Below are 23,136 nucleotides of genomic sequence, written 5' to 3'. Positions count from 1 at the left end.
TTCCAGATCGGCGGTATTGCCCGCGGCGACGGAATTCGCTACCGTTGAGTGTTTTGTGTCGTAAAACAAAAAAGATGCCCTGAAAAGGCATCTGGCAACAGATTATCAGGATTTCGGGGATTCTGCAATCACGAATCGGGGGCAGGATGACGGATCAGGTGCTGGCGCGGGAGATCGCCACGGAACAAGGCCTGGTGACGGCGATGTACGACCGGCTCGACGTGCTGCGGGAGCGGGCCCGGGCGGAACTGGACCGCGTCCAAGGCGAGGAAACCACGCAGAACAATCAGGCCTACACGGAGCGCGAATCGTTCACAGACTTGTTCTCCGGCCGGTTCTCCCAGTTGTCGTCGGTGGAGCGCGGATTGTGTTTCGGGCGGATCGACGAAACCGCCGGCGACCGGTTCCACATCGGCCGGATCGGATTGTTCGACGAGGACTACGACCCGATCCTGATCGACTGGCGGACGCCGGTCGCGCAGGTCTTCTACCGCGCCACGTCGGCCGACCCGCTGGGCGTCAAGCGGCGGCGGCACATCCGGCTGGACGACCGGAGAGTGGCCGGCGTGGACGACGACGTCCTCGACCTCGACGCGCTTGATGGCGCCGAGCGCAGCACGCTGATCGGCGAGGCCGCGCTGCTGTCGTCGCTCGGCGCGAGCCGCACCGGCCGGATGAACGAGATCGTCGCGACGATCCAGTCCGAGCAGGACGAGATCATCCGCTCCGGACTCCCTGGTGTCCTCGTCGTCCAAGGTGGTCCCGGCACCGGCAAGACCGTGGTCGCGCTGCACCGGGCGGCGTACCTGCTCTACACGTATCGCGAGCAGCTTGCGCGCAGCGGCGTTCTGGTCGTCGGGCCGAACAGCACGTTCCTGCGCTACATCGACCAGGTGCTGCCCTCGCTCGGCGAGACCGGCGTCGTGCTGACGACGATCAGTGAGCTGTACCCGGGGGTCGTGGCGACGGCGCCGGAGTCGCCGGCGGCCGCCCGGATCAAAGGCGGCCTGGCGATGGCCGACGCCCTCGCGCAGGCGGTCCGCGGCTTCCAGCTGGTCCCGGGCGCGCCGATCAGGCTCAAGGTCGACCAGCATGAGCTCGTGCTGCGTCCGGACGTCGTACGCAAGGCGCAGACCAAGGCTCGGGAGTCCGACGAGCCGTACAACCGGGCCCGCGGGATCTTCGTCGGGCGGATCCTCACGACGTTCACCAACCAGATCGTCGACCGGCTCGGCCGCCAGTACGTCGGCGCGGAGGACATCGAGGACATCCGCAAGGAACTCATCGAGGACGACCGGGTCCAGGCGCTGCTCGACAACCTCTGGCCCGAGCTCACGCCGCAACTCCTCGTCTCGGTGCTGTTCTCCTCACCCGAGCGACTGGCCGCGGCGGCACCGCACCTCAGCGACGAGGAAGGTGCCGCAGTGTTGCGGCCGCTGGACGCGGGCTGGACACCTTCCGACGTCGCGCTGCTCGACGAGGCGGCCGAGCTGCTCGGTGACACCGACGCGACTGTTGCCGCACGCAACCGTCAGGCTTCCGACGCGGACGCGGCCGAGGCGGCCGACCGGGAGTACGCCCGCGGCGCCGTCGCCATCGAGCTGACCGCGGACCGGATCGAGATCATGCCGTGGGAGATCGAGCAGTTCGCCGATCTCGTCGCCCGCCGGACCCGGCTGATCGAGAACCCGGTCACCCTGGCGGAGCGCGCAGCCTCCGATCGCACCTGGGTGTTCGGGCATGTGATCGTCGACGAGGCGCAGGAGCTGTCCGAGCTGGACTGGCGGATGCTGATGCGCCGTTGCCCGCGTCGCTCGATGACACTGGTCGGCGACATCGCCCAGACCGGGTCAGCCGCGGGCGTGCGGTCGTGGGCCGACCTGCTCGACAAGTACGCGCCGCGGCGGTGGCGCAGCGCCGAGTTGACCGTCAACTACCGCACACCCGCAGAGATCATGACCATCGCGGCCGACGTCCTCGCGGCGATCGACCCGTCCCTGCAGCCGCCGGCCTCGGTGCGCGAGACGGGTATCGAGCCGTGGACCCGGAGTGTGTCTGCCGAGCAGTTCACCGATGCGCTGATCACCGCGATCAAGGCCGAACGCGAGTCCATCGGCGACGGCCGCCTCGCCGTCATCGTCCCGGCGCCCCGGTACGACGAACTGGCCGCCGTACTCCCGGATGTTGCCCACGGCCACGATCCGTCCGTCCTCGACGCGGACGTCGCGCTCCTCGACGTACTCCAGTCCAAGGGCCTCGAGTTCGACGCCGTGCTGATCGCCGACCCGGCCGGCATCATCACCGAGTCCGGCCGCGGCCTCTCCGACCTCTACGTCGCGGTCAGCCGCGCCACCAAACGCCTCGGCATCCTCAGCCCCGGCGACCTCCCGGAGGTGCTCACGCAGGTACGACGTATTCCGCGTCCGTGACGTGGTCGCCCCACTCGGTCTCCGGTTCGTCGGAGCCGGTGCCTTCCCAGATGGCGGTGTGGACCATGAAGTTGTCCGGGGCACCGCCGTGCCAGTGCCACTCTCCCGGCGGGGTGTAGATCACGTCGCCGGGGCGGATCACGGTGACCTCGCCACCGCGGGACTGGATCAGGCCGAGGCCGTCGGTGACGTGCAGGGTCTGGCCGTTCGTGTGCCGGTGCCAGGCGGTCCGGGCACACGGCGCGAACCGGACGGTGTTGACCCGCACCCGGGACGGCACCTCGCCGCGGATCACGACGTCGAACCAGACGTCACCGGTGAACCACTCGGCGGGGCCTTTGGCGGTGGGGGTCCTGGGGAGGATCTGCACAGCTATTCCTTGTCTTGAGCAACGATTTCGGTGGGCTGATCCTGGGTGGCGGCCCAGCTGGCCAGCAGCTTGAGCGCGTCCGCGGTCGGCGTACCGGCCGGCGCGGTGTAGACGAGCAGGATCAGGCCCGGGTCGGACGGGAACTCCATCGCCTCGAAGTCGAGGTCGAGGTCACCGACGACGGGGTGGTGCAGCTTCTTCTTGCCGGTCCGGTGAAAGCGGACGTTGTGCGCGGCCCAGCGGGTCCGGAAGGTCTCGCTGCGGGTGGACAGCTCACCGATGAGCTCGGTCAGCGCCTTGTCGTGCGGGTTGCGGCCGGCCTCCAGCCGCAGGATCGCCGCGATGTCGTCGGCCGCGCGCTCCCAGTCGGTGAAGAACTCCTTCGACGCCGGGTCGAGGTAGACGAACCGGGCGGTGTTGGCCGGGCGGCGTGGGTCGGCGAGCATCGGCGCGTAGAGGGCCTGCGCCATCGGGTTCGCCGCGAGCAGGTCGTGGCGTCCGTTGCGGATCCAGGCCGGCGCGTCGGTGATCGCGTCCAGGACCTGCTGGATCGCCGGCCGCACCCCCTTCGTCGCCGCGCGTCGCCGGACCGTGGGGCCGGGGTCGGACTCACGGGCGAGGGTGAACAGATGGGCTCGCTCGGCGTCGTCGAGTTGCAGCGCGCGGGCGAGCGCCTCGAGAACACCCTCGGACGCACCGGCCAGGTGCCCTCGCTCGATCCGGACGTAGTAATCCACCGAGACACCGGCCAGCAGCGCCACCTCTTCCCGCCGCAACCCCTTCACCCGGCGGTTGCCGCCGTACACAGGCAGGCCGGCCTGCTCCGGGGTCAGTCGCGCACGCCGGGAGCTGAGGAACTCCTTGATCTCGGCTCGGTGGTCCATGCCGCCAAGGTTACGGACCGTCGCCGGGAGGAGGGAGGCACTGGCATTACCTGGATCGGCAGTGACTCCCGCGCGGCTGGAACGTGACCTTTACTGGGATCATGCGAGCGACTTACATGTACGGCGCCGGAGACGTGCGCGTCATCGACGTACCGGATCCGGTGATCCAGCAACCGACGGACGCCCTGGTGCGGGTGGTCCGGTCCTGCATCTGTGGCAGCGACCTGCATCCGTATCACAACCTGCCCGCGACGCCGGAGGGGAAATCGATGGGCCACGAGTTCGTCGGCGTGGTCGAGGACGTCGGCGGCGAGGTGACGACGGTCCGCGCGGGCGACTTCGTCATCGCGCCGTTCGCCTGGTCGGACGGGACGTGCGACTTCTGCCGCGAGGGCCTGCAGACCTCCTGCCGGCACGGCGGTTTCTGGAACGCGAACGGCGTGTACGGCGGGCAGGCCGAGGCCGTCCGGGTACCGCTGGCGGACGGCACACTGGTGAAGGTGCCAGTGGGTGAGGACTCCGCGTTGGTCCCGTCCCTGCTGACTCTGTCCGATGTTTACGGCACCGGCTACCACGCGGCGTTGAAGGGTGGCGTGTCCGCACGGACCTCCGTCACCGTGATCGGCGACGGCGCGGTCGGCCTGATGGCTGTCCTGTCGGCGAAGCAGCTCGAGGCCGAGCGCATCATTCTGATGGGCCGGCACAAGGTCCGCACGGATCTCGGCCTCGAGTACGGCGCGACCGACGTGGTCGCCGAGCGCGGCGAGGAGGGCATCGCCAAGGTCCGCGAGCTCACCGGCGGCGACGGCACCCATGTCGTCCTGGAGGCCGTCGGCCACATGCCGGCGTACGAACAGGCCATCGGCGTCGTCCGCCCCGGCGGCGTGATCAGCCGCGTCGGGGTCCCGCAATACACTGACGCGCCGGTCGGCTTCGCGAGCCTGTTCGGCCCGAACATCACACTGACCGGCGGCGCGGCCCCGGCCCGCGCTTACATCGAGCGTCTCCTGCCCGGCGTACTCGACGGCAAGGTCGACCCCGGCAAGGTCTTCGACCGCACCATCAACCTCACCGACGTTCCCGACGGCTACCGCGCCATGGACGACCGCTCGGCTCTGAAGGTCCTGGTCCGCTCATGACCGAACCCACGCCTGCTCAGAAGCTGATCGGCGACTTCGCGCCGAAGCTCGTCGCGCTCACCGACGATGTCCTGTTCGGTGATGTCTGGGAGCGCACCGAACTGTCGCCGCGCGACCGGAGCCTGATCACCGTCGCGAGTCTCATCAGCGGCGGGAACACCGAACAACTCCGCGGCCACCTGGCCCGGGCGAAGCAGAACGGGCTGACCGAGACCGAACTCAAGGAGGTCATCATCCACCTCGCCTTCTACGCCGGCTGGCCGAAGGCCATGTCCGCGATCACCATCGCCCGTGAGGTGTTCCAGTCATGACCACCTGGACAGTCGACGAACTGCAGCGCATCGGTGATGCGACCGAGCTCCGCGTTTCGTCGTACCGCGAGGACGGCACGCTCCGGCCCTATGTGACGATCTGGATGGTCCGGGTCGGCGATGACATCTACATCCGGTCCATGGTCAACGCCGGCACCCCCTGGTACCGCCGGGCGAAGGCCAGCGGTACCGGCCGCATCCAGGCCGGCGGCGTCGAACGTGACGTCACATTCGCCGAGGCCGCCGCGGACGTCCACCAGACCATCGACGACGCCTACCACGCGAAGTACGACCGCTACGGCCCCGGCCCCGTGGGTGCCGTGGTCGGCCCCGGCACCGCACCGGTGACGTTGCGCCTCCTCCCCCGCGACTGAAGGAAGAAACAAGCTGATGGAGTACTCACGTCTGGGCAAGTCAGGGCTCACGGTCAGCCGGATCGCCTTGGGGTGCATGAGTTTCGGCGACACCTCGCGCGGGTTCAGCGAGTGGGCGTTGGACGACGCCGCGGCTGAGCCGATCTTCCGGCAGGCGGTCGAGCTCGGCATCACGTTCTGGGACACCGCCAACGTGTACGGGTACGGCAGTTCCGAGGAGATCGTCGGCCGGGCGATCACCAAGTACAGCCGGCGCGAGGACGTCGTACTGGCCACCAAGGTGCACTTCCGGATGCACGACGGCCCGGGCGGATCCGGCCTGTCCCGCAAGGCGATCCTCGAACAGATCGACGCGTCGCTCACCCGGCTCGGGACCGAGTACGTCGACCTGTACCAGATCCACCGTTTCGACCCGGATGTCCCGGTCGAGGAGACGATGGAGGCACTGCACGACGTCGTCAGGGCCGGCAAGGCGCGGTATCTCGGCGCGTCGTCCATGTGGGCCTGGCAGTTCGCGAAACTGCAGCACACGGCCGACCTGCACGGCTGGACCCGGTTCGTCTCGATGCAGAACCAGTACAGCCTGATGCAGCGCGAAGAAGAACGCGAGATGTTCGGCCTGCTCGCCGATCAGGGCGTCGGCAGCATCCCGTGGAGCCCTCTCGCCAAGGGCCGCCTGGCCAGGCCGTGGGGCATCCAGACGCGTCGCGGCGACACCGACCCGCTCGTCGCACAGCGGTTCGTCGCCGCCAACGACGAGCCCATCGCCGACGCCGTCCAGGCGGTCGCCGAGGCCCGCGGCGTCCCGATGGCGCAGGTCGCGCTCGCCTGGGTCCTGCACAACCCGGTCGTCGCCGCCCCCATCGTCGGCCCCACCAAACCGAACCACCTCGCCGACGCCGTCGCCGCCCTCGACATCACCCTCACCCCGGAAGAGCTCACCACCCTGGAGTCGGCCTACACACCCCGACCACCCACCGGCTTCTGACCGTGCGTCCACCTTCGCGCGGAAGGTGGACGCACGCCGGCTCAGCCGGAGAGGGCTACCGAACTGGTGGCCTTGTTCAGGACTGTGGTGAGGAGGGCACGGTCCTTGAGGCGGCCGCCGACGGTGATCTCGATGTTGGCGTGCTTGTCGCCCCACTGACCGATGTAGCGCGTTGCCACCCAGCGGGTGGTCGAGCCGCTCTTGTAGGTGTAGACGAGGGTGGTCACGATCAGCGGTCCCTGCTGCATGGTCGCCTTCATCGTGGTCGTCGACCGGCTCAGAACCTTCAGCCCGCGGGTCCCCCGCAGCGCGGCCTGCTTCTTCTTCGCCGCGGCCGCCGTGGTGACCTCGCCGCCCAGATTGACGTGGAACCTGACCATCCGCGGCACCGAGCGATCCAGGAACCGGAACTCGTCCGAGCCCAGCTTCACGTACCGCCACGTCTTGGGCAGCGTCGCGGTCACCGAGCAGCCGTAATCCTCGTAGCAGGAGAAGTATCGCTGCGCGAACACCGTCGACTGGATGTTGCTCGCAGCAACGTCCTGTCGCGGTGCCGTCACCGTCGCATCCGCCGGCACCATCCCGGCCACCATCAGCCCCGCGGTCCCCAATACCGCGAGCCCGAGTCCCCAACGTTTCATGTCGATCCCCCTTCGTGCGTGTCCCCTGTGCACATGAGACGACGGTCACAGTCCATTGGTTGGAGCCGACTTCAGGGCACCGACGACGAACGTTTCATGACCGTACAGTGAGCGCATCGTCACTAGTGGTGAGACCGCCGCGCGAATGTGTAAATTCCGTAACGAAAAGGGTCCCGGAACCCCTTGTCCTGCCGTAATCTGCCGGACCATGCACAAAGGCGAGCGGGCTCGACGGCCCAACGTCGTTCAGTCGGTGTTCGTTTTCCTCGTGGTGAGTGCGGTGGCGGGAGCTCTCGTCGCCGGCCTGGCGCTCCCCCTGGCGGGCCTGGCCGGGGTGACCACGGCGAAGGCCCACGACACCGTGCAGTACCTGCCGCAGGACCTGAAGACGGCGCCGCTGGCGCAGAAGACCATCATCCAGGCGGCGGACGGTACGACGATCGCCACGCTGTACCAGGAGAACCGGACCCCGGTCACGCTGAAGCAGATCAGCCCGGTCATGCTCCAGGCGATCGTCGCGATCGAGGACGACCGGTTCTACCAGCACGGCGCCCTGGACGCGAAGGGCACCCTGCGCGCCATGCTGCGCAACCAGTCGTCCGGCGGCGTCCAGCAGGGCGGCTCCAGCATCACCCAGCAGTACGTGAAGCTGACCCTGATCAACAAGGCGCGCACGCCGGAGGAAGTGAAAGCGGCCACCGCCGAGACGTACGAGCGCAAGATCGCCGAACTGCGCTACGCCATCGCGGTCGAGAAGCAGTACTCCAAGGACGAGATCCTCAACCGGTATCTGAACCTGGCCTACTTCGGCGACCGCGCGTACGGCATCGACGCCGCGGCCATGCACTACTACGGCGTCCACGCGGCGAAGCTGACGCTGCCGCAGGCGGCGATGCTGGCCGGCCTGGTGAAGAACCCGACCGGCTACAACCCGATCGACCACGCGGGGCGGGCCAAGGAACGCCGCGATGTCGTGCTGCGGCGGATGCAGGAGCTCAACGTCATCACGGCCAAGCAGGCCCAGGACGCGATCAAGACGCCGGTGATCAATCCGGCCAAGGTCATCAATATCCCGAGCGGCTGCGCGAGCTCCAGGTACCCGTTCTACTGCGACTACGTCGTCGCCAAACTCAAGGAGAACCCGGCCTTCGGCAAGACCCCGGAGGACGCGGAGAACTACATCGAGACCGCGGGCCTGGTGATCCGCACCTCGCTCGACCCGAAGATCCAGGCGGCGGCCGAGGCCTCGATCAAGAAGCACTCCAAGACCAGCGACCAGGCGGTCGCGGCGATCACGATGGTCCAGCCGGGCACCGGCCTGGTGAAGGCGATGGCGCAGAGCCGGAACTACGGCAGCAAGAAGGGCCAGACGACGTACAACTTCAACGTCGAGAAGTCCTACGCCGGCGGGTACGGCGGCTTCCAGAACGGCTCGACGATGAAGGCGTTCACGATCGCCGCCGCGATCGGCAAGGGCGTGCCGCTCACCTACCGGATCAACTCGCCGCAGACTCTCCCGCTGAGCGGCAAGAAGTTCAGCACCTGCACCGGGGTCACGTCCGATGACGACTACACCCCGAAGAACTCCACCAAGACGATCGCCGACCCGTCGATGATCGACGCGGCCCGAGCCTCGACGAACACCTACTTCCTGCAGCTGTCCGAGCAGATCGGTCTCTGCCCGATCGCCACGATCGCCTCAAAGCTCGGCATGTACGACGCGCAGACGATGAAGCCGCTGGAACAGGTGGTCTCGTTCACGCTCGGGTCGGTCGGCTATATCACGCCGCTGATGCTCTCGAACGCGTACGCGACGTTCGCGGCCCGCGGGATGTACTGCAAGCCGCAGATCGTCACCTCGATCACCAACAAGGGCAAGACCGTTCCCACGCCAGGTCCGAGCTGTCACCGGGCGCTCTCGCCGACGGTCGCGGACGGCGTCAACTACGTGCTGAACAAGGTGATGGAGCCGGGCGGCACCGGCGGCAAGCTGAAGTTCGGCAAGAGCGACCTGGGTGGCAAGACCGGAACGATCAACAACAACTTCGCGGTCTGGTTCGCCGGCTACTCGTCCAAGCTGGCCGCCGCGTCGGTGGTGGCCGACGCCAACCCGCCGTACAAGGACCTGATCGGTCAGACTCTCAACGGCGAGAAGATGCGGGACGCGTCCGGTTCGGGTACCGCGGGTCCGATCTGGGAGACCGCGATGCAGTTGGCGTTGCGCGGCCTGCCGAGCAGCAGGTTCGTCCAGCCGGACGACAAGACGATCCGCGGCAACGTGAAGGACCTGCCGTACCTGAAGGGCATGACCCCGGTGGACGCCACGGCCAAGCTGCTGTCGATGGGCTTCAAGGCCGCGATCTCTCCCACCCCGGTGGACTCGGACGCGCCGGCGGGCACGGTCGCGTCCACCACGCCACGGCAGGAGGACGGTGCGCCCGAGGGTGCGACGGTGACGCTGGTGCTGTCCAACGGCAGCAAGGCGCCGCCGACCGTCCCCACACCGCCGATCATCCCGCCGCCGCCGGGTACGCCGCCGACGATCAAGCCGCCACCCGGTTTCCCGAGCTGCCCGCCCTGGGACCCCAAGTACCCGAAGTGTGGCCGCGGCGGCCGCTGACCAGTCCCTGTTTCTGCACGCGGTCGGGTGATCACTAGGCTGGGGCCCAACACCTAGCACCGTGAAAGGACTCCCCCCGTGAGTGTCGAAGAGCTGACCGCCCAGCGTGACCGTGCCCGGCAGGACTATGAGGCGTTGGTGGCGAAGGGGCTGAAGCTTGATCTCACCCGCGGGAAGCCTTCGCCGAAGCAGCTGGATGCGGCCAATGGAGTGCTGGGGCTGGAGGGGGAACCGGTCGCGGCCGACGGGACCGATCTGCGGAACTACGGTGGGTTGAACGGGCTGCCGGAGTTGCGCGCGATTTTCGCCGAGGATCTGCAGGTGCCGGTCGAGCAGTTGCTGGCGGCGGGGAACTCGAGCCTGGAACTGATGCACGACGCCGTCGTGTTCGCGCTGCTCGGCAAGGTGCCGGGGGCCGAGCAGCGGTGGGCCGACGTGGACGGGCTCGCTTTCCTGTGCCCGGTGCCTGGGTACGACCGGCACTTCGGGATCTGCGAGCGGTTCGGGATCCGGATGATCCCGGTGCCGATGACTGCCGATGGACCCGACATGGACGTCGTCGAGCGGCTGGTCGCCGAAGACGCGCGGATCAAGGGCATCTGGTGCGTGCCGAAGTACAGCAACCCGGACGGCGCCGTCTACTCCGACGAGACCGTCCGCCGGCTCGCCGCGATGGAGACCGCGGCAACGGACTTCCGCATCTTCTGGGACAACGCGTACGCCGTCCATCACCTGACCGACTCGCCTGCGAAGATCGCCGACGTACTCGCGCTGTGCGCCGAGAACGGTCACCCGGATCGGGCCTTCGTGTTCGGGTCCAGCTCGAAGATCACCTTCGCCGGCGCCGGCGTCGCGTTCTTCGGATCGTCACCGGCCAACCTCGAGTGGTGGCTCAGCCACACGGTGAAGCGGAGCATCGGTCCGGACAAGATCAACCAGCTGCGGCACGTTCAGTTCCTCCGCGACGCCGACGGGCTGCACGCGCACATGCGGACGCTGGCCGAGGTGATCCGGCCCAAGTTCGACGCGGTCGACAAGATCCTCACCGCCGAGCTCGGCGGCACCGGCCTGGCCTCGTGGACCAACCCGGCCGGTGGCTACTTCATCAGCCTGCAGGTGCCGGAAGGCTGCGCCCGCGAGGTCGTCGCCAAGGCCAAGGCGGCCGGCATCGCCATCACCCCGGCCGGCGCCACCCATCCGTACGGCGACGACCCCACCGACCAGACCATCCGCATCGCCCCCACCTACCCCGAACTCCCCGAGGTGGAAGCCGCCATCACCGGCCTCGCCACCTGCGTCCGCCTGGTCGCGACCGAGAAGCTCCTCGCCGATCAGGCCTGAGGCACCTCGAAGATCAGGCACGTAGACGTCGCCTGGGCCAGCAGCGTGCCGCGTTCGTCGAACAAGCGGGATTCGGCGACCGCGGTACGGCGGCCTCGGCTGATGATCGTGCCTTCGCAGCGGAGCAGACCTGACTTGGTGGTGACCGGCTTGATGAACCGGGTCATCAGGTCGAGGGAGGTGTATCCGACGCCGGCCGGCAGCGTCGAGTGCACGGTGCAGCCGGCCGCGGTATCGAGGAGTGTCGCGATGATCCCGCCATGGACCGTGCCGAGCGGGTTGTAGTGGAACTCGGCCGCCGGCATGAAGACCGTGACGCGCCCCTCCTCCGCTTCCAGCCCGGTCGCGCCGACCAGCTGCAGGATCGGTGGCGCCGGGATCTCCCCGCCCTGCATCGCCCGCAGCATCTCCAGGCCCGGGGTGCTCCCGATCCGCGCCGCCGTCAGCGCCGGGTCCGTCCACGAGAAGGTCCGGCTGCGGCTCGTCGAGTCGTCCGCCAACCCGGGCGCCTGCTCCTGCGTCTCAGTCATGCACCGAGCCTCACACCACCCCGCTGGGTCTGTCAACGAGACTTAGCCCTCACCACGCCGGCCCACGCCGCGAGGACGGCGGTCAAACGCATGAACCACAAGGGATTCCTGGCCCCGGCCTTCCCTCGCTGCGTGCTGTCGCTAGGCTGCTGCACGCACTGGGGAGGTTGGGAGTGAGGCAGTTCAATGCACCGCCCGGTTGGCCCGATCCGCCGACGGCGCGGTGGCGACCACCGAAACGCTGGCAGCCCAAGGAGTCGTGGCCGCCCGCGCCGGACGGCTGGGCGTTCTGGGTCGACGAGAACGGCCACGCCGTCCGCGGTCCGCTGGGCCGGTTCGGTGGCACGAGCAGGATCAAGGTAGGCGCGATCGCGGCGATCCCGCTCGCGCTGATCGCCTTGGTGCTGTTCAACCCGTTCACCGGCGGCGAGTCGGCCAGTACGGCGCCCACCCGCGCAGCGACAACCGAGGCCGGGACAACTCCGGTGCCGGGGAGCACGCCGACCGCACCACAGACCGAGGCGCCGACGACAGCACCGACCAGCGCGCCCACGCACGAGCCGACCCTGACGCCGACCGAGACACCGACTCCGACGCAGACACCGAGCCCTACGCCGACACCGACGCAACCGTCGGAGCCGGCGCCCACACTGACCGAGTCGGTGCCTACCACCGAGCCGGCCGCGCCCCAGGTCACCACCACGACCGTGGTCTACAAGAATTGTGCCGAAGTACGCGCCGCCGGTAAGGCGCCGCTCCACCGCGGCGACCCCGGCTACTCGACCGAACTGGATCGCAACGGCGACGGCGTCGCCTGTGACCGCGGCAACTCCTGACGGATGCCGTCGTTCCACAGTTCCTGGGTCTGACTCACCCAGAAGGCGGCGAACAGCAGGATCAGTGTGCCCTCGATCCACAGGACGGCGTGCTGCCAGCCGAAGAGCGCCTTCCAGCCGACCATCACGAGCGGCGCGACCACCATCAGCAGCGCGATCACCGAGTACCGGTTCGCCGGCGAGTGCGGGACCGCGTGCTTGCGCTGCTTGCGCCGGAACTGCTCCGCATTCAGCAGAACCACGGCGATGATGCACAGGAACATCGTGATCGCGGCCGCGTAGTGCGCGTTGTCGATGAAACCCTCCCGGTCGGCGAAGAACCACACGAGCCCACCACCGAAGATCAGCGCCGACACGGCGAGGCCGACCACGTACATCCACGTCCACTGGTTCGGGTGCTGGATGCGATCCCGGATGATGAAGATCGCGGCGACGACCAGGCACGGCACGGCGATGATGAACAACGCGAGCATGTTGTTCGAGACGTTCGCCGCCGCGTCGCCGAGGTCCACCGGCACCGAGTGGCAGGTGCCCCGCCCCGGCGTCGGGACCAGCGCGACACCGGGCGCGAGAATGCCGGCCACGTTGAGCAGGATGTCCTCCGGCTCGGTGTTGCCCTTCAGCACCACCATGCACACGCCGATCGTGATCAGCGAGCCGACGAAGATCGCGCGTACCGGCGTGTAGTAGTAGGCACTGATCGAGTTCTGCAGGCAGTGCGGATCGGTCTTCGCCCACTCGATCACCAGCGACGCGCCGAGCAGGACGATCATGGCGATCATCGCCATCCGCAGATAGCGATAGGTCTTGATGGAGTAACCACCGGGCACAGGCATCGTCGGCCCCCCTGATACGAGCTCCCCCTACATCTCGCAGTATGCGCTCGCCGTAGCCACCCGGCATGCCGTACGGGCCTCCGGGCGTGTCAGCCGACGGCCCCCCGTGCCAGTTCGGACAGTTGACCGAAGCCGATGGGGTGGACCAGAGGGTCGGCGTGGCGGTGCACCAGGTCCCAGCCTGATGGCGTCCGCCGGAAGACCAGCGTGACGCGCAGGGACCAGTCCTGGGCAGGCAGTACGCCGACCTCGCCATGCTGCCGTTCGACCGCGACGAGAACCGTCAGGTCGCCGGAGTGGTAGCACTGCTCGATGTCGACCGACGCCTCCCCGGCGCGGAAGAGCTCGCGCGTGCTCTGCAACGCCTCCGGTGAGGAGTCGAAACCACGAACGACCTCCCCACCCAATGGCGACATCAACGTGTAGTCGTCGCTGTGGTGGATCAGGTCCAGGTAGGCGTCGATATCGCCGCGGATGTAGGCCTCCGCCGACTGCCGCACCACCTCGATCAGCGTCTCCAGACCCTTCTCCGCAGCCATGGCACATCTCCCGTCATCCGTCCGGTGCTCTGGAAGACATACGCACCATGGGAGCGCGGCGGATTCACAGCCGGATCGATTTCTTGTTCATGAACTCCTCGATGCCCGCGGCACCGAGTTCGCGGCCGAGGCTCGGTCGTCGGGAGACGACGGCGACTACGGGCGCTGGTGGACGATGGCGATGGGGTGGGTGGTGTGGTGCAGGACGCCTCGGGCGGTGGAGCCCAGGAGGTGCTCGGCGAGGCGGGAGCGGGGGCGGCCGCCGACGGCGAGAAGTTGGGGGTTCAAGTCCTCGGCGGCAGCGAGGAGGCCTTCGACGGGGTGGCCCTGGTGGACATCGTGCGCGATCTCGAGGCCGGGGCGTTTGGCGCGCCACTCCTCGACGAGTTCGGCGCCGCGGGCATCAGCCATGTCGTGCCACTGGTCGATATCTTCGGCGGAGGCCGGCTGGTCGGTGGCGACCTCCCAGGGGAAGTCCCAGACCAGGACGAGGGTGAGCTGTACGCCGTGCGCGGCGGCGTGGTCCGCGGCGAACTCGATGGCCGGCTGGTCGGGCTCGGACTGGATCCAGTCGACGCCGACCAGGACCGGGGCGGTGCGGTGCTCCTGCTGCTGCCAGCCGCTCGGTACGACGACCACCGGGCCGCGGCCGCGGTTGCCGACCGCGTCGGAGGTGGAGCCGATCAGCAGGTCGGCGAAGACGCCGTGCCCGCGCCGGCCGAGCACCAACATCGTCGCGGTCGCACTGAGGTCGACCAGCACGTCATCCGGCTTCCCGACGCGCAGATCGACGCCAAAGTCCAGCTCGGTGTCGATTCCCGCCAGGTACGGGCGCACGTCGTCGACCACCCGGGCGGCCGCCTTGTCGATCCGCACCGGAACGACCGATTCCCCGTCGGCCCGCACCGGAGCGTGGGTGTCGCTGTAGCGCCTCGGCTCCTCGACGCTGTGGATCGCGCGCAGCGGCAACTCCCGCAGCAGCGCCTCGGTCACCCCCCAGTCGAGTGCCTTGCTGCGCTGCCACGCGGCGTCGACTCCCACGATGATCACGTCGTCGGCCATCTCCGGCCCCTTTCCCGATGCTGTGATTGTGCGCCTCCCTCCGCGCAGGGGAAACCGCCGTGTTCGACACCAGCTGAAAAGGGCATGCTGACGGGCAAATCCCGATCCTGAATCCGCCCTCGTCGATCGGATACCGCCCGTGTCTGAGCAACGGAAGTCAAGTCGTGTCCTGCGGCTGGTCATTGCACTGGCCGCCGTCTCCGTGCCTTCGATGGCGTTGGCCTCGTCCGACGCCTCACCTCCCCCGGATCCCGTGAATGCCTGGCAGTATCCGCACTGGCCGCAGAAGCAGCCGTGGCAGGAGTCAGGCCAGGACCGGCGGATCGCCGCCACCACCTCCCAGGGTCTGCCCGGTCCGATCGACCCGCAGAACTGGGAGAACCCGGACCACATGACGTGGAGCGACTACGTCAAGCCACCGGGCACCGACTGGGCCAACCCGGCGACGAAGGGTTCGGTCCGGACGTTCAAGGGTGCGCTCGTGCTGCTCGACTACCCGAACCAGGACTTCGTCATCACCAAGCCCAAGGGCTCGACCGTGTTCGGCAACCCGAGTGCCGAGGCGAACGGCGTACCGCGGGACCAGGTCGGCGAGTTCTACAAGAACTTCCTCAACACGCCCAACGCGCTCAACCGCGGCCACACCCTGCACGAGTACTGGATGGAGGACTCCGGCGGCCGGTACGGCGTCGACCTGACCGCGTTCGGCCCGTACCGGATGCCCGGCAAGTCGCACGAGTACGCGATGGAGTTCCAGGGTGGCACCGCCTGCCCGGCCGGTGACACCTGCACGAAGAACATTCGCACCGACGGTCGGGCGGCGTGGGTGGCCGATCAGGGTCCCGACGTACCTGCCGGGTTCGATTTCGTGTTCTTCCTGAGTGCCGGCCAGGACGAGTCGTCCACCTGGCAGGAGTTCGGGATGATGAAGTTCCCGACCAAGGAGGACGTCACCGACGACTTCGGCCCACCGGACCCGAGCCTGCCGAACTGGTCGAACACCCGGTACGTCGACTGGACGTCGTGGGCCGCGGGAGCGTCGATCTGGCCGAACGCCGGCGGTGGTTCGTCGACCCAGGCGGAGAGCTCGGGCATGGCCGTGTTCGCCCACGAGTTCAGCCACATCCTGGGCATCGGCGACAACTACAACAATCCGTACGGCGTTCCCGCCCGGCGCGCGTACACCGGGATCTGGGAGATGCTCAGCCGGGGCAGCTTCAACGGACCCGGCGGACCACACAGCCGGTGGATGATCCCGGCGACCGGCGGCGCGTCGATGGGCGCGCAACACATGCTGCGCAACAAGATCAAGCTGCAGATGGTCGACGAGCAGAACGTGCTGCGGTTGTCGCGGGAGGCACTGGCGACGTCGGGTGTGGTGATCGCGAACGTGACCGCGCGGACCGCGCAACCTGGGTCGAAGGGCCTGTCCGGGATCAACATCCAGCTCGGCGGTACGGGCGATCTGGCGCCGCCTTGTGATGTGAACACGGACCCGTTGTGTGACGGGCGCGGATACCAGAACTACACGGTCGAGGTGGTGGACCGGATGGGCACGGACTCGTTCACGCCCGATTCCGGCGTACTGCTGGCGAAGACCAAGAACCAGGATCAGGCGCCGTTCGAGTGGGTCGTCGACGCCAACCCGCAGGACATCAACATGACCGACTACGTGCTGCCGGACGGCACCAAGATCCCGATCACGATCGGCGACTACCGCCAGCTGTCGGACGCGCTGTTCCACGCCGGCACGAACTCGGGCAGCGAGTACGAGTACACCGACACCGCCAACCGGCTGCACTTCTACATCACCAACGTGCACCGGGACCGCGCCGGCGTACTGTCCTACACGGTCGCGGTCCGCTCGCTGGACGGCTCCGGCGCGCAGAAGCGTGGCGTCCGCGTCCTGCCGACCGTTGCCAAGCCGGCGTCCAACGGTGTCCAGACCTGCAACTTCTCACTCACCAACACCGGCAAGGCCGGCACCGTCTCCGAGCACCCCGAGGACATCACGCCGTACCTGAAGGGCGACGTCTACCGCGTCTCCGCCAAGGTCAACGGCAAGGACTGGTCAATCACCCTCCCCAACGCCCTCACCACCGCCAACGCCGGCCAACAGGTCACCGTCCCCGTCTACACGAAGGCCGGCACCAGCCCCCTCGCCACGATCACCCTCACCGCCACCTCCGAAAGCGACCCGTCAAAGCACTCCACCGCGACGTGCGTCGCCATCAAGCGGTAAAAGCAGGTCCGTCAGCGCGTCGGGTGTCCAGGCTTTCTGGACGCCCGGCGCGGCCTGGAGATAGTCCACGACCTGCTGCGTGTTCCAGCCGTGGGCTTCGGTCAGGCCGGTGGCGATCCAGCGGAGGTACGGCGCTGTGGGGGCGGCCGGCTCGAGGTCGGCGACTGTGTCGCGCGTGACGGTGAACATGGGGAGGCCGTCGTGGTCGCCCAGGCGGACCACGGTTTCGTAGCGGCCGGGGCCCATCGTGTGGACCGCGTCGATGTCCGGCAGCAGGGCGGCCAGGTCGCGGGCGAACTCGCCGCCTGGTTCTCGGCGCATCTCCTGAGCCGAGACGTCGCCGAGCTGGTCGGCAGTCAGCAGGTAGGCGCGGCCGGCGACCTGGCGTGGGGCGGCGAGGTCGTAGAAGGCAGAACCGCCGCCCCAGACGCGCGACTCGCCGGCGAAGACGAGCCCGCCGGGTATCTGGACGCCGACGATCCGCTCCGGGTCGCTGTGGTCGCGGCAGCCGACGTACACGCGGGCCCCGCCGGCGGGGCGGCCGCCGGCCAGGTAGCAGCGGAATCGATCGAGCGCGAGGTTGGAACCGTAGGCGACGTACCAAACTCGCTGCATCGAACCTCTCAGACCGGGAGCGGACGTTCGACGAAGGCCTGCTCGGCCTCCGCCAGCACAATGCGGGAAGCATCACGGTACCGGCGATCCGCGTCGGCCGGCGTGTTGCCCACGGCCGTCAGGCCCAGCCGGCCCTTCTCGGTCAGGCAGCTGATCATGTGGAACACCACGCCGACCTGCCGGGCCTGGTCGAAGTGCAACTTGTTCCGCGCCACGATGTCGAACAGGTCCGCCGGCGTCAGGCCGGTCAGCAGTTCCGACTCGAGGTGGTCGGTCGCGACCAGATGTTTCTCGTCACCTCCCGGCGTCAGGAAGAGTGCGGTCCGCGGGTCGTAGCGCCCGTCGGTCAGGAACTGCAGGGTGAGGAACGGATGGGTCGTCCCGCCCTTGCGCAGGTTCAGTTCGATCGCGTACGGCGTCCAGTCGCCGGCCTCGTCCTTGACCACGACGAAGTCGATCGCGAATCGCCCGAGCGCACCCTCGTTCGCCAGCCGCTGCCCGATCGTCGCGGCATGTTCGGTGATGAGCCGCGCGTACTCCGGCGCCGCCGGGAACACGCACCCCAGGTAGCTCTGACCGCTCGCCCCGCCGAGCAACTGGTCGTGCGTCGACAGCAGCTCGATCTCGCCACCGGGCAGTACGCGCAGCTGGACGCTCGGGCTTTCCAGGTCGGTACCGACGATCCGTTCCTCGACGATCCCGGCGTTCTCGGCGAACTTGGCGATGTACGTCTCGAACGACATCTTCTCGGACTCCAGCTCCATCGATCGGAGCCGCTCCAGGATCTCGTCCCGCTCCCCCGCCGAGCCGGGCGCCGGCAGTCCTTTCAGCCGCACCACCGCGTTGCCCTCGCCGGACACGCCTTCGTTGTGCTTCACGATCGCGCTGTCCATCGACGGCCGCTCGGCCCGCATCGCGAGCAGCGCGTCGGCGAGGTCGTCGAGCGAGTGCAGGTTCTCCGCGCCGAGCGGATGCGGTACGCCGACCTCCGCGAACAGCCGACGGCACCCGGACTTCGAACCCAGCGGGGCCAGCCGCGGATCGGCGGCGTACATCGGGATACCGAGACTGATCGCGACGTCCCGCTCGAGCTCGGTCGTGTTGTAGGGAATCAGATGCGAGCGCATCCGGTTCGGGATCAGGTCCGCGATCCGCTGGAGCAGCCGCGGGCGGGCCAGGAGCTTCTCGCTGAGCGAGATGGGCGTGGCGTCGTTGACCGCGATCAGCGACAGCCGGGCGCGTGCGTGGCTCGGGATCACCCCGGGCAGCAGCGCCAGGTAGTACTCGACGATCTCGGGCGTGATCGGCAGCGACGTCACGTAGATCATCCGCAGCCGCGGTTCCCGCAGCAGGATCAGGAGGAACAGGAACCGTTCCTCGTAGGCCTGCATCATCGTCCCGGTGCCGATGGCCTCGGTCCGGTCCAGCGTGAGGGACGGTACGACGACCACCGACTCGTCGCTGTAGTTGAGACCGATCGCCTCCCACACCCCGACCAGCCGCGACTGCAACTGGTCGAAGTAGTGGTACCGCTCGTCCTCGGTCATGGCGGACAGTCGACGGGCCGCCTCGCCCGGAGCGGTCCACAGGTCGCCGGTCATGAGGCGATCCGGGAGTTGTCGAGTCCACGAATGCTGTAGGCATGCACGGTCCGGCTGAAACCACGGACCTCGCGGAGCCCGGCGTCCTCGCCGATGACCGCCCCATCGGTCGCGGCGAAGACCCGCTCGGTCGCGAGGATCTGCCACGCCTCCGCGTCGGAGCACAGGCGCGCGGCCAGGTTGGTCACGCTGCCGATGGCGGCGTAGTCCAGCCGCCCGTCGAACCCGATCGTGCCGAGCGTCGCGTACCCCTGCGCGACCCCGATCCCCAGTGCGAGGTCGTGTCCTCGGCGGCTCCACGACTCGGCCAGCCCGCGGACCCTGGTCCGCATCGCGACGCTCATCCGCAAAGCCCGTAAGGGGCCGTCCTCGCAGCGCACCGGATCGTTGAAGAACACCATCAGGCCGTCGCCCGCGAAGCGTTCCAGTGTCCCCTCGAACCGGAAGATCAGGTCGCCGAGCGCGTGGTGGTACTCCTCCAGCACGCCCATCACCTCCTCCGGCTCGCTCGCCTCCGCGAACGTGGTGAACCCGCGCAGGTCGCAGAAGACCACGACGATCTCGCGCCGGTGGCTGGCCAGGAACGACTCGTCACCGGAGTCCACGATCAACTCGGCCAGCTGCGGGCTGAGGAACCGGCGCAACCGGCCCATCCGCTGCAGCTGCGACACCTGGCTCTCGACCCGCGACTCCAGTTCCTGGTTCCACGCGGTCAGCTCGGCAGCCTGCCGCTTGATCGTGTCCTGGTACCGCTTGATCCGGGCCAGCGACGCCACCCGGGCGAGCAGCTCGCTCTGGTTGACCGGCTTGGTGAGGAAGTCGTCCGCCCCGGCCTCGAGCGCCTTCACCTTCTGCTCGTCGCCGCTGGCCGTCACCATCACGACCGGCAGGTACGCCGTGTCCACCTGGTCCCGGATCCGCCGGCACACCTCGTACCCGTCCATCCCCGGCATCAGGATGTCGAGCAGGACGAGATCGATGTCCTCGGCATCGATCAGCTCCAGCGCCTGCTCACCCGACGACGCCGTCAGTACGTCGTACCCGCGCGGGCTGAGGATCGCCTCCAGGAGCCGGACGTTCGGTGGCTGGTCGTCGACCACGAGCACCTTCGTCATGTCGCACCGCCCAATCGGAGGAAGTCCCTGACCTGCTGAGGTAACCGGCGTACGCTGATCGGCTTCTCGACGTACCCGGTGAAGCCGGAGTCGAACGCGCGCTGCCGGTCGTGGTCCATCGCGAACGCCGTCACCGCGACCACCGGTACGGCGCGGGTCTGCTCGCCGGCCCGGATCCGGCGCAACGCCTCGGCGCCGTCGATCCCGGGCAGCTGCAGGTCCATCAGGATCAGGTCGGGATGCTCGGAGGCCGCGAGGCGGACGCCGTCCTCACCCGAGGTCGCCTCGATCACCTCGTACCCGGAGAATCTCAGCACGTCCCGCACCAGCTTGAGGTTCTTCGGATTGTCTTCCACCACCAGGATCCGGCCCGGATTCATGGATTCTCCCCCTCGATGTCGGCCACCACGCCGACCGCTCGCAGTGCCTGCAACAACGCGTCCCTACTGACCGGCTTGACCAGATACGCGGCGGCCCCGAGCGCCACGCCCCGAGCCCGTTCCTCGACGATCGACACGATGATCACCGGGATGTCGCGGGTGGCCGCCTCGGCCTTCAACGCCTGCAGCACGGCCCACCCGTCGATCCCCGGCAGCCGGATGTCCAGCAGTACGGCGGCCGGCCGGACTCGCCGGACAGCATCCAGCCCGGACTGACCGTCGCCGGCGACCGTGACCTGCAGCGCCGCGCCGGACAGATAGGCCGTGATCAGGTCGAGCGATGGCCGGTCGTCCTCGATGACCACGACGTCGCCGACGGTCCGGGCCGGGTCCGGCCGGTCCTCGTTCTCCCTGCTCCGTAAGGAGAATCCGAACGTGCTGCCAACCCCGACCTCGCTCTCCAACCACATCCGGCCGCCGAGCAACTCGACGATCCGCCGCGACAACGTCAGTCCCAGGCCGGTGCCCTCTTCCTGCGACGGACCGCGGCCGCCCTGCTGGAACGACTCGAAGATCCGCTCCCGGTCCTCGGGCGGTACGCCGCGACCGGTGTCGGTGACCGCAATGTGCACCTCGGCCCCGACCCGGGTCGCGCTCACCACCACCGAGCCGCCGTCGCCGGTGAACTTCACCGCGTTGGTCATCAGGTTCAGCACGACCTGCTTCAGCCGCAGCTCGTCGGCGTACACCTCGTCGATGCCGGGCCCGACCTCGACCCGCAGGTCGATGCCGTGCAGGGTGGCCCGCTCGCGCAGCATCGCCGCGGTGTTGTCGAGCAACCGGTGCAGCGGGAACGTCGTGTACTCCAGCTCCATCCGCCCGGCCTCGACCTTGGACAGGTCGAGGATCTCGTTCAGCAGTTCGAGCAGGTGCTTGCCGGAACCGTGGATGTCGCGCAGGTACTCCTCCTGGCGTTCGTTCAGGTCGCCGAACATCCGCTCCAGCAGGACTTCGGAGAAGCCGAGGACGGCGTTGAGCGGCGTCCGCAACTCGTGCGACATGCTGGCCAGGAACTCGGACTTGTGCCGGCTGGCCACCTCCAGCTCCGCACTGCTCTGCTTGAGCTCTCGGTACAGCTGCGCGTTCAGGAGCGCGAGCGTCGACTGGTCCGCGAACATCTCCAGCAGCGCGAGCGTCTCCGCCGAGAACTCCCCGGGTCGCTTCCGCCGGACCACGAGTGAGCCGACGATCTGCCCCTCCCGCAGCAGTGGTACCGCGACCAGCGAACGCCAGCCGGCCTCGTACAGCACCGCGAGATGTGGATCGAGTTCCGCCGTACCGAGGTCGGGCACCGCCAGCGGCCGGCCCAGCTTGGCCGCACGACCGACCAGCGTTTCGTCGAGATGGATCCGGGTCGCCCGCAGCCGCTCGATCACACCCTGCTCGGTCCGGTAGACGCTGCGGACCAGGAACTGTCGCTGGACCTCGTCGTACTCCATGATCGAGCCACCGTCGGTGGCGGAGATCCGGACCGCGTGTTTGGCGATCGTCGCCAGCACCTTGGACACATCGAGGCTGGACGTCACCGCCTCGCCGACCTCGCGCAGCGCCTCCAGCTCACCGACCTTGCGGGCGAGTTCGGCGCCGCGCGCCTCGAGCTGCTGCACGAGCTTCACGCTGTTCACCGCCATCGCCGCCTGTCCGGCGAACGCCGTCACCAGATCCTGCTCACGCTGGTCGAACGGACTGACCTCGTAGCGCCAGACGCACAGCGCCCCGACCACCTCGTCGTCGATCAGCATCGGCGCGCCCATCGTCGTCCGGAAGCCGCCCACCTGCTGCAGGTCCTGGCGGCTGTAGTCGGGGTCGGCCAGAACGTCGGCGATCTGCTGGGTCGTGCGGTCCAGGCCGGCCCGGCCGATCAACGTACCCCGGTCCATCGGGATCGGGTGGTCGGTGATGTAGCGGATCGACTCCGCCGACATACCGACTGCTTTGCTGAGCCGGTAGTTTCCGTCCTCGAACAGATACAGCTGCGCGGCCTGCGAGCGGCAGAGCCGGCAGGCGCTTTCGACGATCGTGGTGAGGACGGTGTCCGGGTCGCCAGCCGAGCGGCCGACCGCGGAAAGTACTTCGTTGGCGGCAGCGAACTGGTCGGTCAAGGCCGCGAGCTGCCCTTGCAGCCGCTGCTGCTCCACTTCTGTTGCGGCGCTTCCAGCGAGCGCCCGCCCGCCCATCGCAGCCTCCCCCAACCCCCAGGCCGCGCACTAGTTCAGTCTCCCG

The 23,136-nt window shown here is 68.4% G+C and carries 21 protein-coding genes; 9 read left to right on the top strand and 12 right to left on the bottom strand.

What is annotated here, in order from left to right:
- Window positions 1-146 precede the first annotated feature (146 nt).
- Window positions 147-2,429, top strand: a complete 2,283-nt coding sequence (locus tag OG876_RS30635; protein WP_328520131.1) for a HelD family protein — start codon at window positions 147-149, stop codon at window positions 2,427-2,429.
- Here the strand turns inward: OG876_RS30635 and OG876_RS30630 are convergent.
- Entirely contained in the window at window positions 2,398-2,799 is a 402-nt protein-coding gene (locus OG876_RS30630) for a (R)-mandelonitrile lyase (protein ID WP_328520130.1), read from the bottom strand. The genes OG876_RS30635 and OG876_RS30630 overlap by 32 nt on opposite strands.
- Before the next feature lie 2 nt (window positions 2,800-2,801).
- A complete protein-coding gene (locus tag OG876_RS30625) occupies window positions 2,802-3,683 on the bottom strand; it encodes a helix-turn-helix domain-containing protein (RefSeq protein WP_328520129.1) in 882 nt (293 codons plus the stop codon).
- 101 nt (window positions 3,684-3,784) lie between these two features.
- On the opposite strand from OG876_RS30625, the gene OG876_RS30620 reads away from it, so the two are divergent.
- From OG876_RS30620 to OG876_RS30605, 4 genes are read left to right on the top strand one after another with little or no spacing between them, the layout of a single operon-like run.
- Entirely contained in the window at window positions 3,785-4,822 is a 1,038-nt protein-coding gene (locus OG876_RS30620; protein ID WP_328520128.1) for a zinc-binding dehydrogenase, read from the top strand.
- Window positions 4,819-5,133, top strand: a complete 315-nt coding sequence (locus tag OG876_RS30615) for a carboxymuconolactone decarboxylase family protein (protein WP_328520127.1) — start codon at window positions 4,819-4,821, stop codon at window positions 5,131-5,133. Before OG876_RS30620 ends, OG876_RS30615 begins: the two co-directional genes overlap by 4 nt.
- Window positions 5,130-5,507 carry a DUF2255 family protein gene (locus tag OG876_RS30610; RefSeq protein WP_328520126.1) on the top strand — a complete coding sequence of 126 codons (378 nt, stop codon included), beginning with the start codon at window positions 5,130-5,132 and terminating at the stop codon, window positions 5,505-5,507. Before OG876_RS30615 ends, OG876_RS30610 begins: the two co-directional genes overlap by 4 nt.
- A 16-nt stretch (window positions 5,508-5,523) precedes the next feature.
- The gene (locus OG876_RS30605) at window positions 5,524-6,495 is read left to right on the top strand and encodes an aldo/keto reductase (protein WP_328520125.1); all 972 of its coding nucleotides are present in this window, start codon (window positions 5,524-5,526) and stop codon (window positions 6,493-6,495) included.
- A 41-nt stretch (window positions 6,496-6,536) separates the two neighbouring features.
- Here the strand turns inward: OG876_RS30605 and OG876_RS30600 are convergent, their stop codons facing one another.
- Complete coding sequence (locus OG876_RS30600; protein ID WP_328520124.1) at window positions 6,537-7,136, bottom strand: hypothetical protein; 600 nt, start codon at window positions 7,134-7,136, stop codon at window positions 6,537-6,539.
- Between the two features lie 208 nt (window positions 7,137-7,344).
- Between OG876_RS30600 and OG876_RS30595 the strand changes: the two genes are divergently transcribed.
- Together OG876_RS30595 and OG876_RS30590 are read left to right on the top strand one after the other, a co-directional pair.
- Window positions 7,345-9,756 (top strand): transglycosylase domain-containing protein, encoded by a 2,412-nt coding sequence (locus OG876_RS30595; RefSeq protein WP_328520123.1) that lies wholly within the window; start codon window positions 7,345-7,347, stop codon window positions 9,754-9,756.
- Between the two features lie 78 nt (window positions 9,757-9,834).
- Window positions 9,835-11,097: an aminotransferase class I/II-fold pyridoxal phosphate-dependent enzyme gene (locus OG876_RS30590; protein ID WP_328520122.1), complete on the top strand. Its 1,263-nt coding sequence runs from the start codon at window positions 9,835-9,837 to the stop codon at window positions 11,095-11,097.
- On the opposite strand, the gene OG876_RS30585 is transcribed toward OG876_RS30590, so the two are convergent.
- Complete coding sequence (locus OG876_RS30585) at window positions 11,088-11,627, bottom strand: PaaI family thioesterase (RefSeq protein ID WP_328520121.1); 540 nt, start codon at window positions 11,625-11,627, stop codon at window positions 11,088-11,090. The two genes, OG876_RS30590 and OG876_RS30585, sit on opposite strands and share 10 nt — an antisense overlap.
- A gap of 173 nt (window positions 11,628-11,800) precedes the next feature.
- On the opposite strand from OG876_RS30585, the gene OG876_RS30580 reads away from it, so the two are divergent.
- The gene (locus tag OG876_RS30580) at window positions 11,801-12,463 is read left to right on the top strand and encodes an excalibur calcium-binding domain-containing protein (RefSeq protein ID WP_328520120.1); all 663 of its coding nucleotides are present in this window, start codon (window positions 11,801-11,803) and stop codon (window positions 12,461-12,463) included.
- Here the strand turns inward: OG876_RS30580 and OG876_RS30575 are convergent.
- The 3 genes from OG876_RS30575 to OG876_RS30565 form a co-directional block, all read right to left on the bottom strand.
- Complete coding sequence (locus tag OG876_RS30575; RefSeq protein ID WP_328520119.1) at window positions 12,403-13,299, bottom strand: hypothetical protein; 897 nt, start codon at window positions 13,297-13,299, stop codon at window positions 12,403-12,405. The genes OG876_RS30580 and OG876_RS30575 overlap by 61 nt on opposite strands.
- Window positions 13,300-13,388: 89 nt before the next feature.
- Window positions 13,389-13,838 (bottom strand): YybH family protein, encoded by a 450-nt coding sequence (locus tag OG876_RS30570; protein WP_328520118.1) that lies wholly within the window; start codon window positions 13,836-13,838, stop codon window positions 13,389-13,391.
- A gap of 156 nt (window positions 13,839-13,994) precedes the next feature.
- A complete protein-coding gene (locus OG876_RS30565; RefSeq protein WP_328520117.1) occupies window positions 13,995-14,900 on the bottom strand; it encodes a universal stress protein in 906 nt (301 codons plus the stop codon).
- Window positions 14,901-15,039: 139 nt separating this feature from the next.
- On the opposite strand from OG876_RS30565, the gene OG876_RS30560 reads away from it, so the two are divergent.
- Window positions 15,040-17,142, top strand: coding sequence for a M6 family metalloprotease domain-containing protein (locus OG876_RS30560; protein ID WP_328520116.1), 2,103 nt, complete (start codon window positions 15,040-15,042; stop codon window positions 17,140-17,142).
- Here OG876_RS30560 and OG876_RS30555 read toward each other — a convergent pair.
- From OG876_RS30555 to OG876_RS30535, 5 genes are read right to left on the bottom strand one after another with little or no spacing between them, the layout of a single operon-like run.
- Complete coding sequence (locus OG876_RS30555) at window positions 17,101-17,757, bottom strand: histone deacetylase (RefSeq protein ID WP_328520115.1); 657 nt, start codon at window positions 17,755-17,757, stop codon at window positions 17,101-17,103. The genes OG876_RS30560 and OG876_RS30555 overlap by 42 nt on opposite strands.
- A gap of 8 nt (window positions 17,758-17,765) precedes the next feature.
- A complete protein-coding gene (locus tag OG876_RS30550) occupies window positions 17,766-19,358 on the bottom strand; it encodes a peptide ligase PGM1-related protein (RefSeq protein WP_328520114.1) in 1,593 nt (530 codons plus the stop codon).
- Window positions 19,355-20,473 (bottom strand): response regulator, encoded by a 1,119-nt coding sequence (locus tag OG876_RS30545; RefSeq protein WP_328520113.1) that lies wholly within the window; start codon window positions 20,471-20,473, stop codon window positions 19,355-19,357. The genes OG876_RS30550 and OG876_RS30545 overlap by 4 nt, the downstream gene beginning before the upstream one ends.
- The gene (locus OG876_RS30540; protein WP_328520112.1) at window positions 20,470-20,853 is read right to left on the bottom strand and encodes a response regulator; all 384 of its coding nucleotides are present in this window, start codon (window positions 20,851-20,853) and stop codon (window positions 20,470-20,472) included. The genes OG876_RS30545 and OG876_RS30540 overlap by 4 nt, the downstream gene beginning before the upstream one ends.
- A complete protein-coding gene (locus OG876_RS30535; RefSeq protein ID WP_328520111.1) occupies window positions 20,850-23,090 on the bottom strand; it encodes a GAF domain-containing protein in 2,241 nt (746 codons plus the stop codon). Before OG876_RS30535 ends, OG876_RS30540 begins: the two co-directional genes overlap by 4 nt.
- Window positions 23,091-23,136: the final 46 nt, after the last annotated feature.

The organism is Kribbella sp. NBC_00359 (assembly GCF_036097425.1).
GTDB lineage: Bacteria > Actinomycetota > Actinomycetes > Propionibacteriales > Kribbellaceae > Kribbella.
The sequence above is the reverse complement of the archived record's forward strand: the minus strand, read 5'-3'. Positions and strand labels throughout refer to the sequence as shown.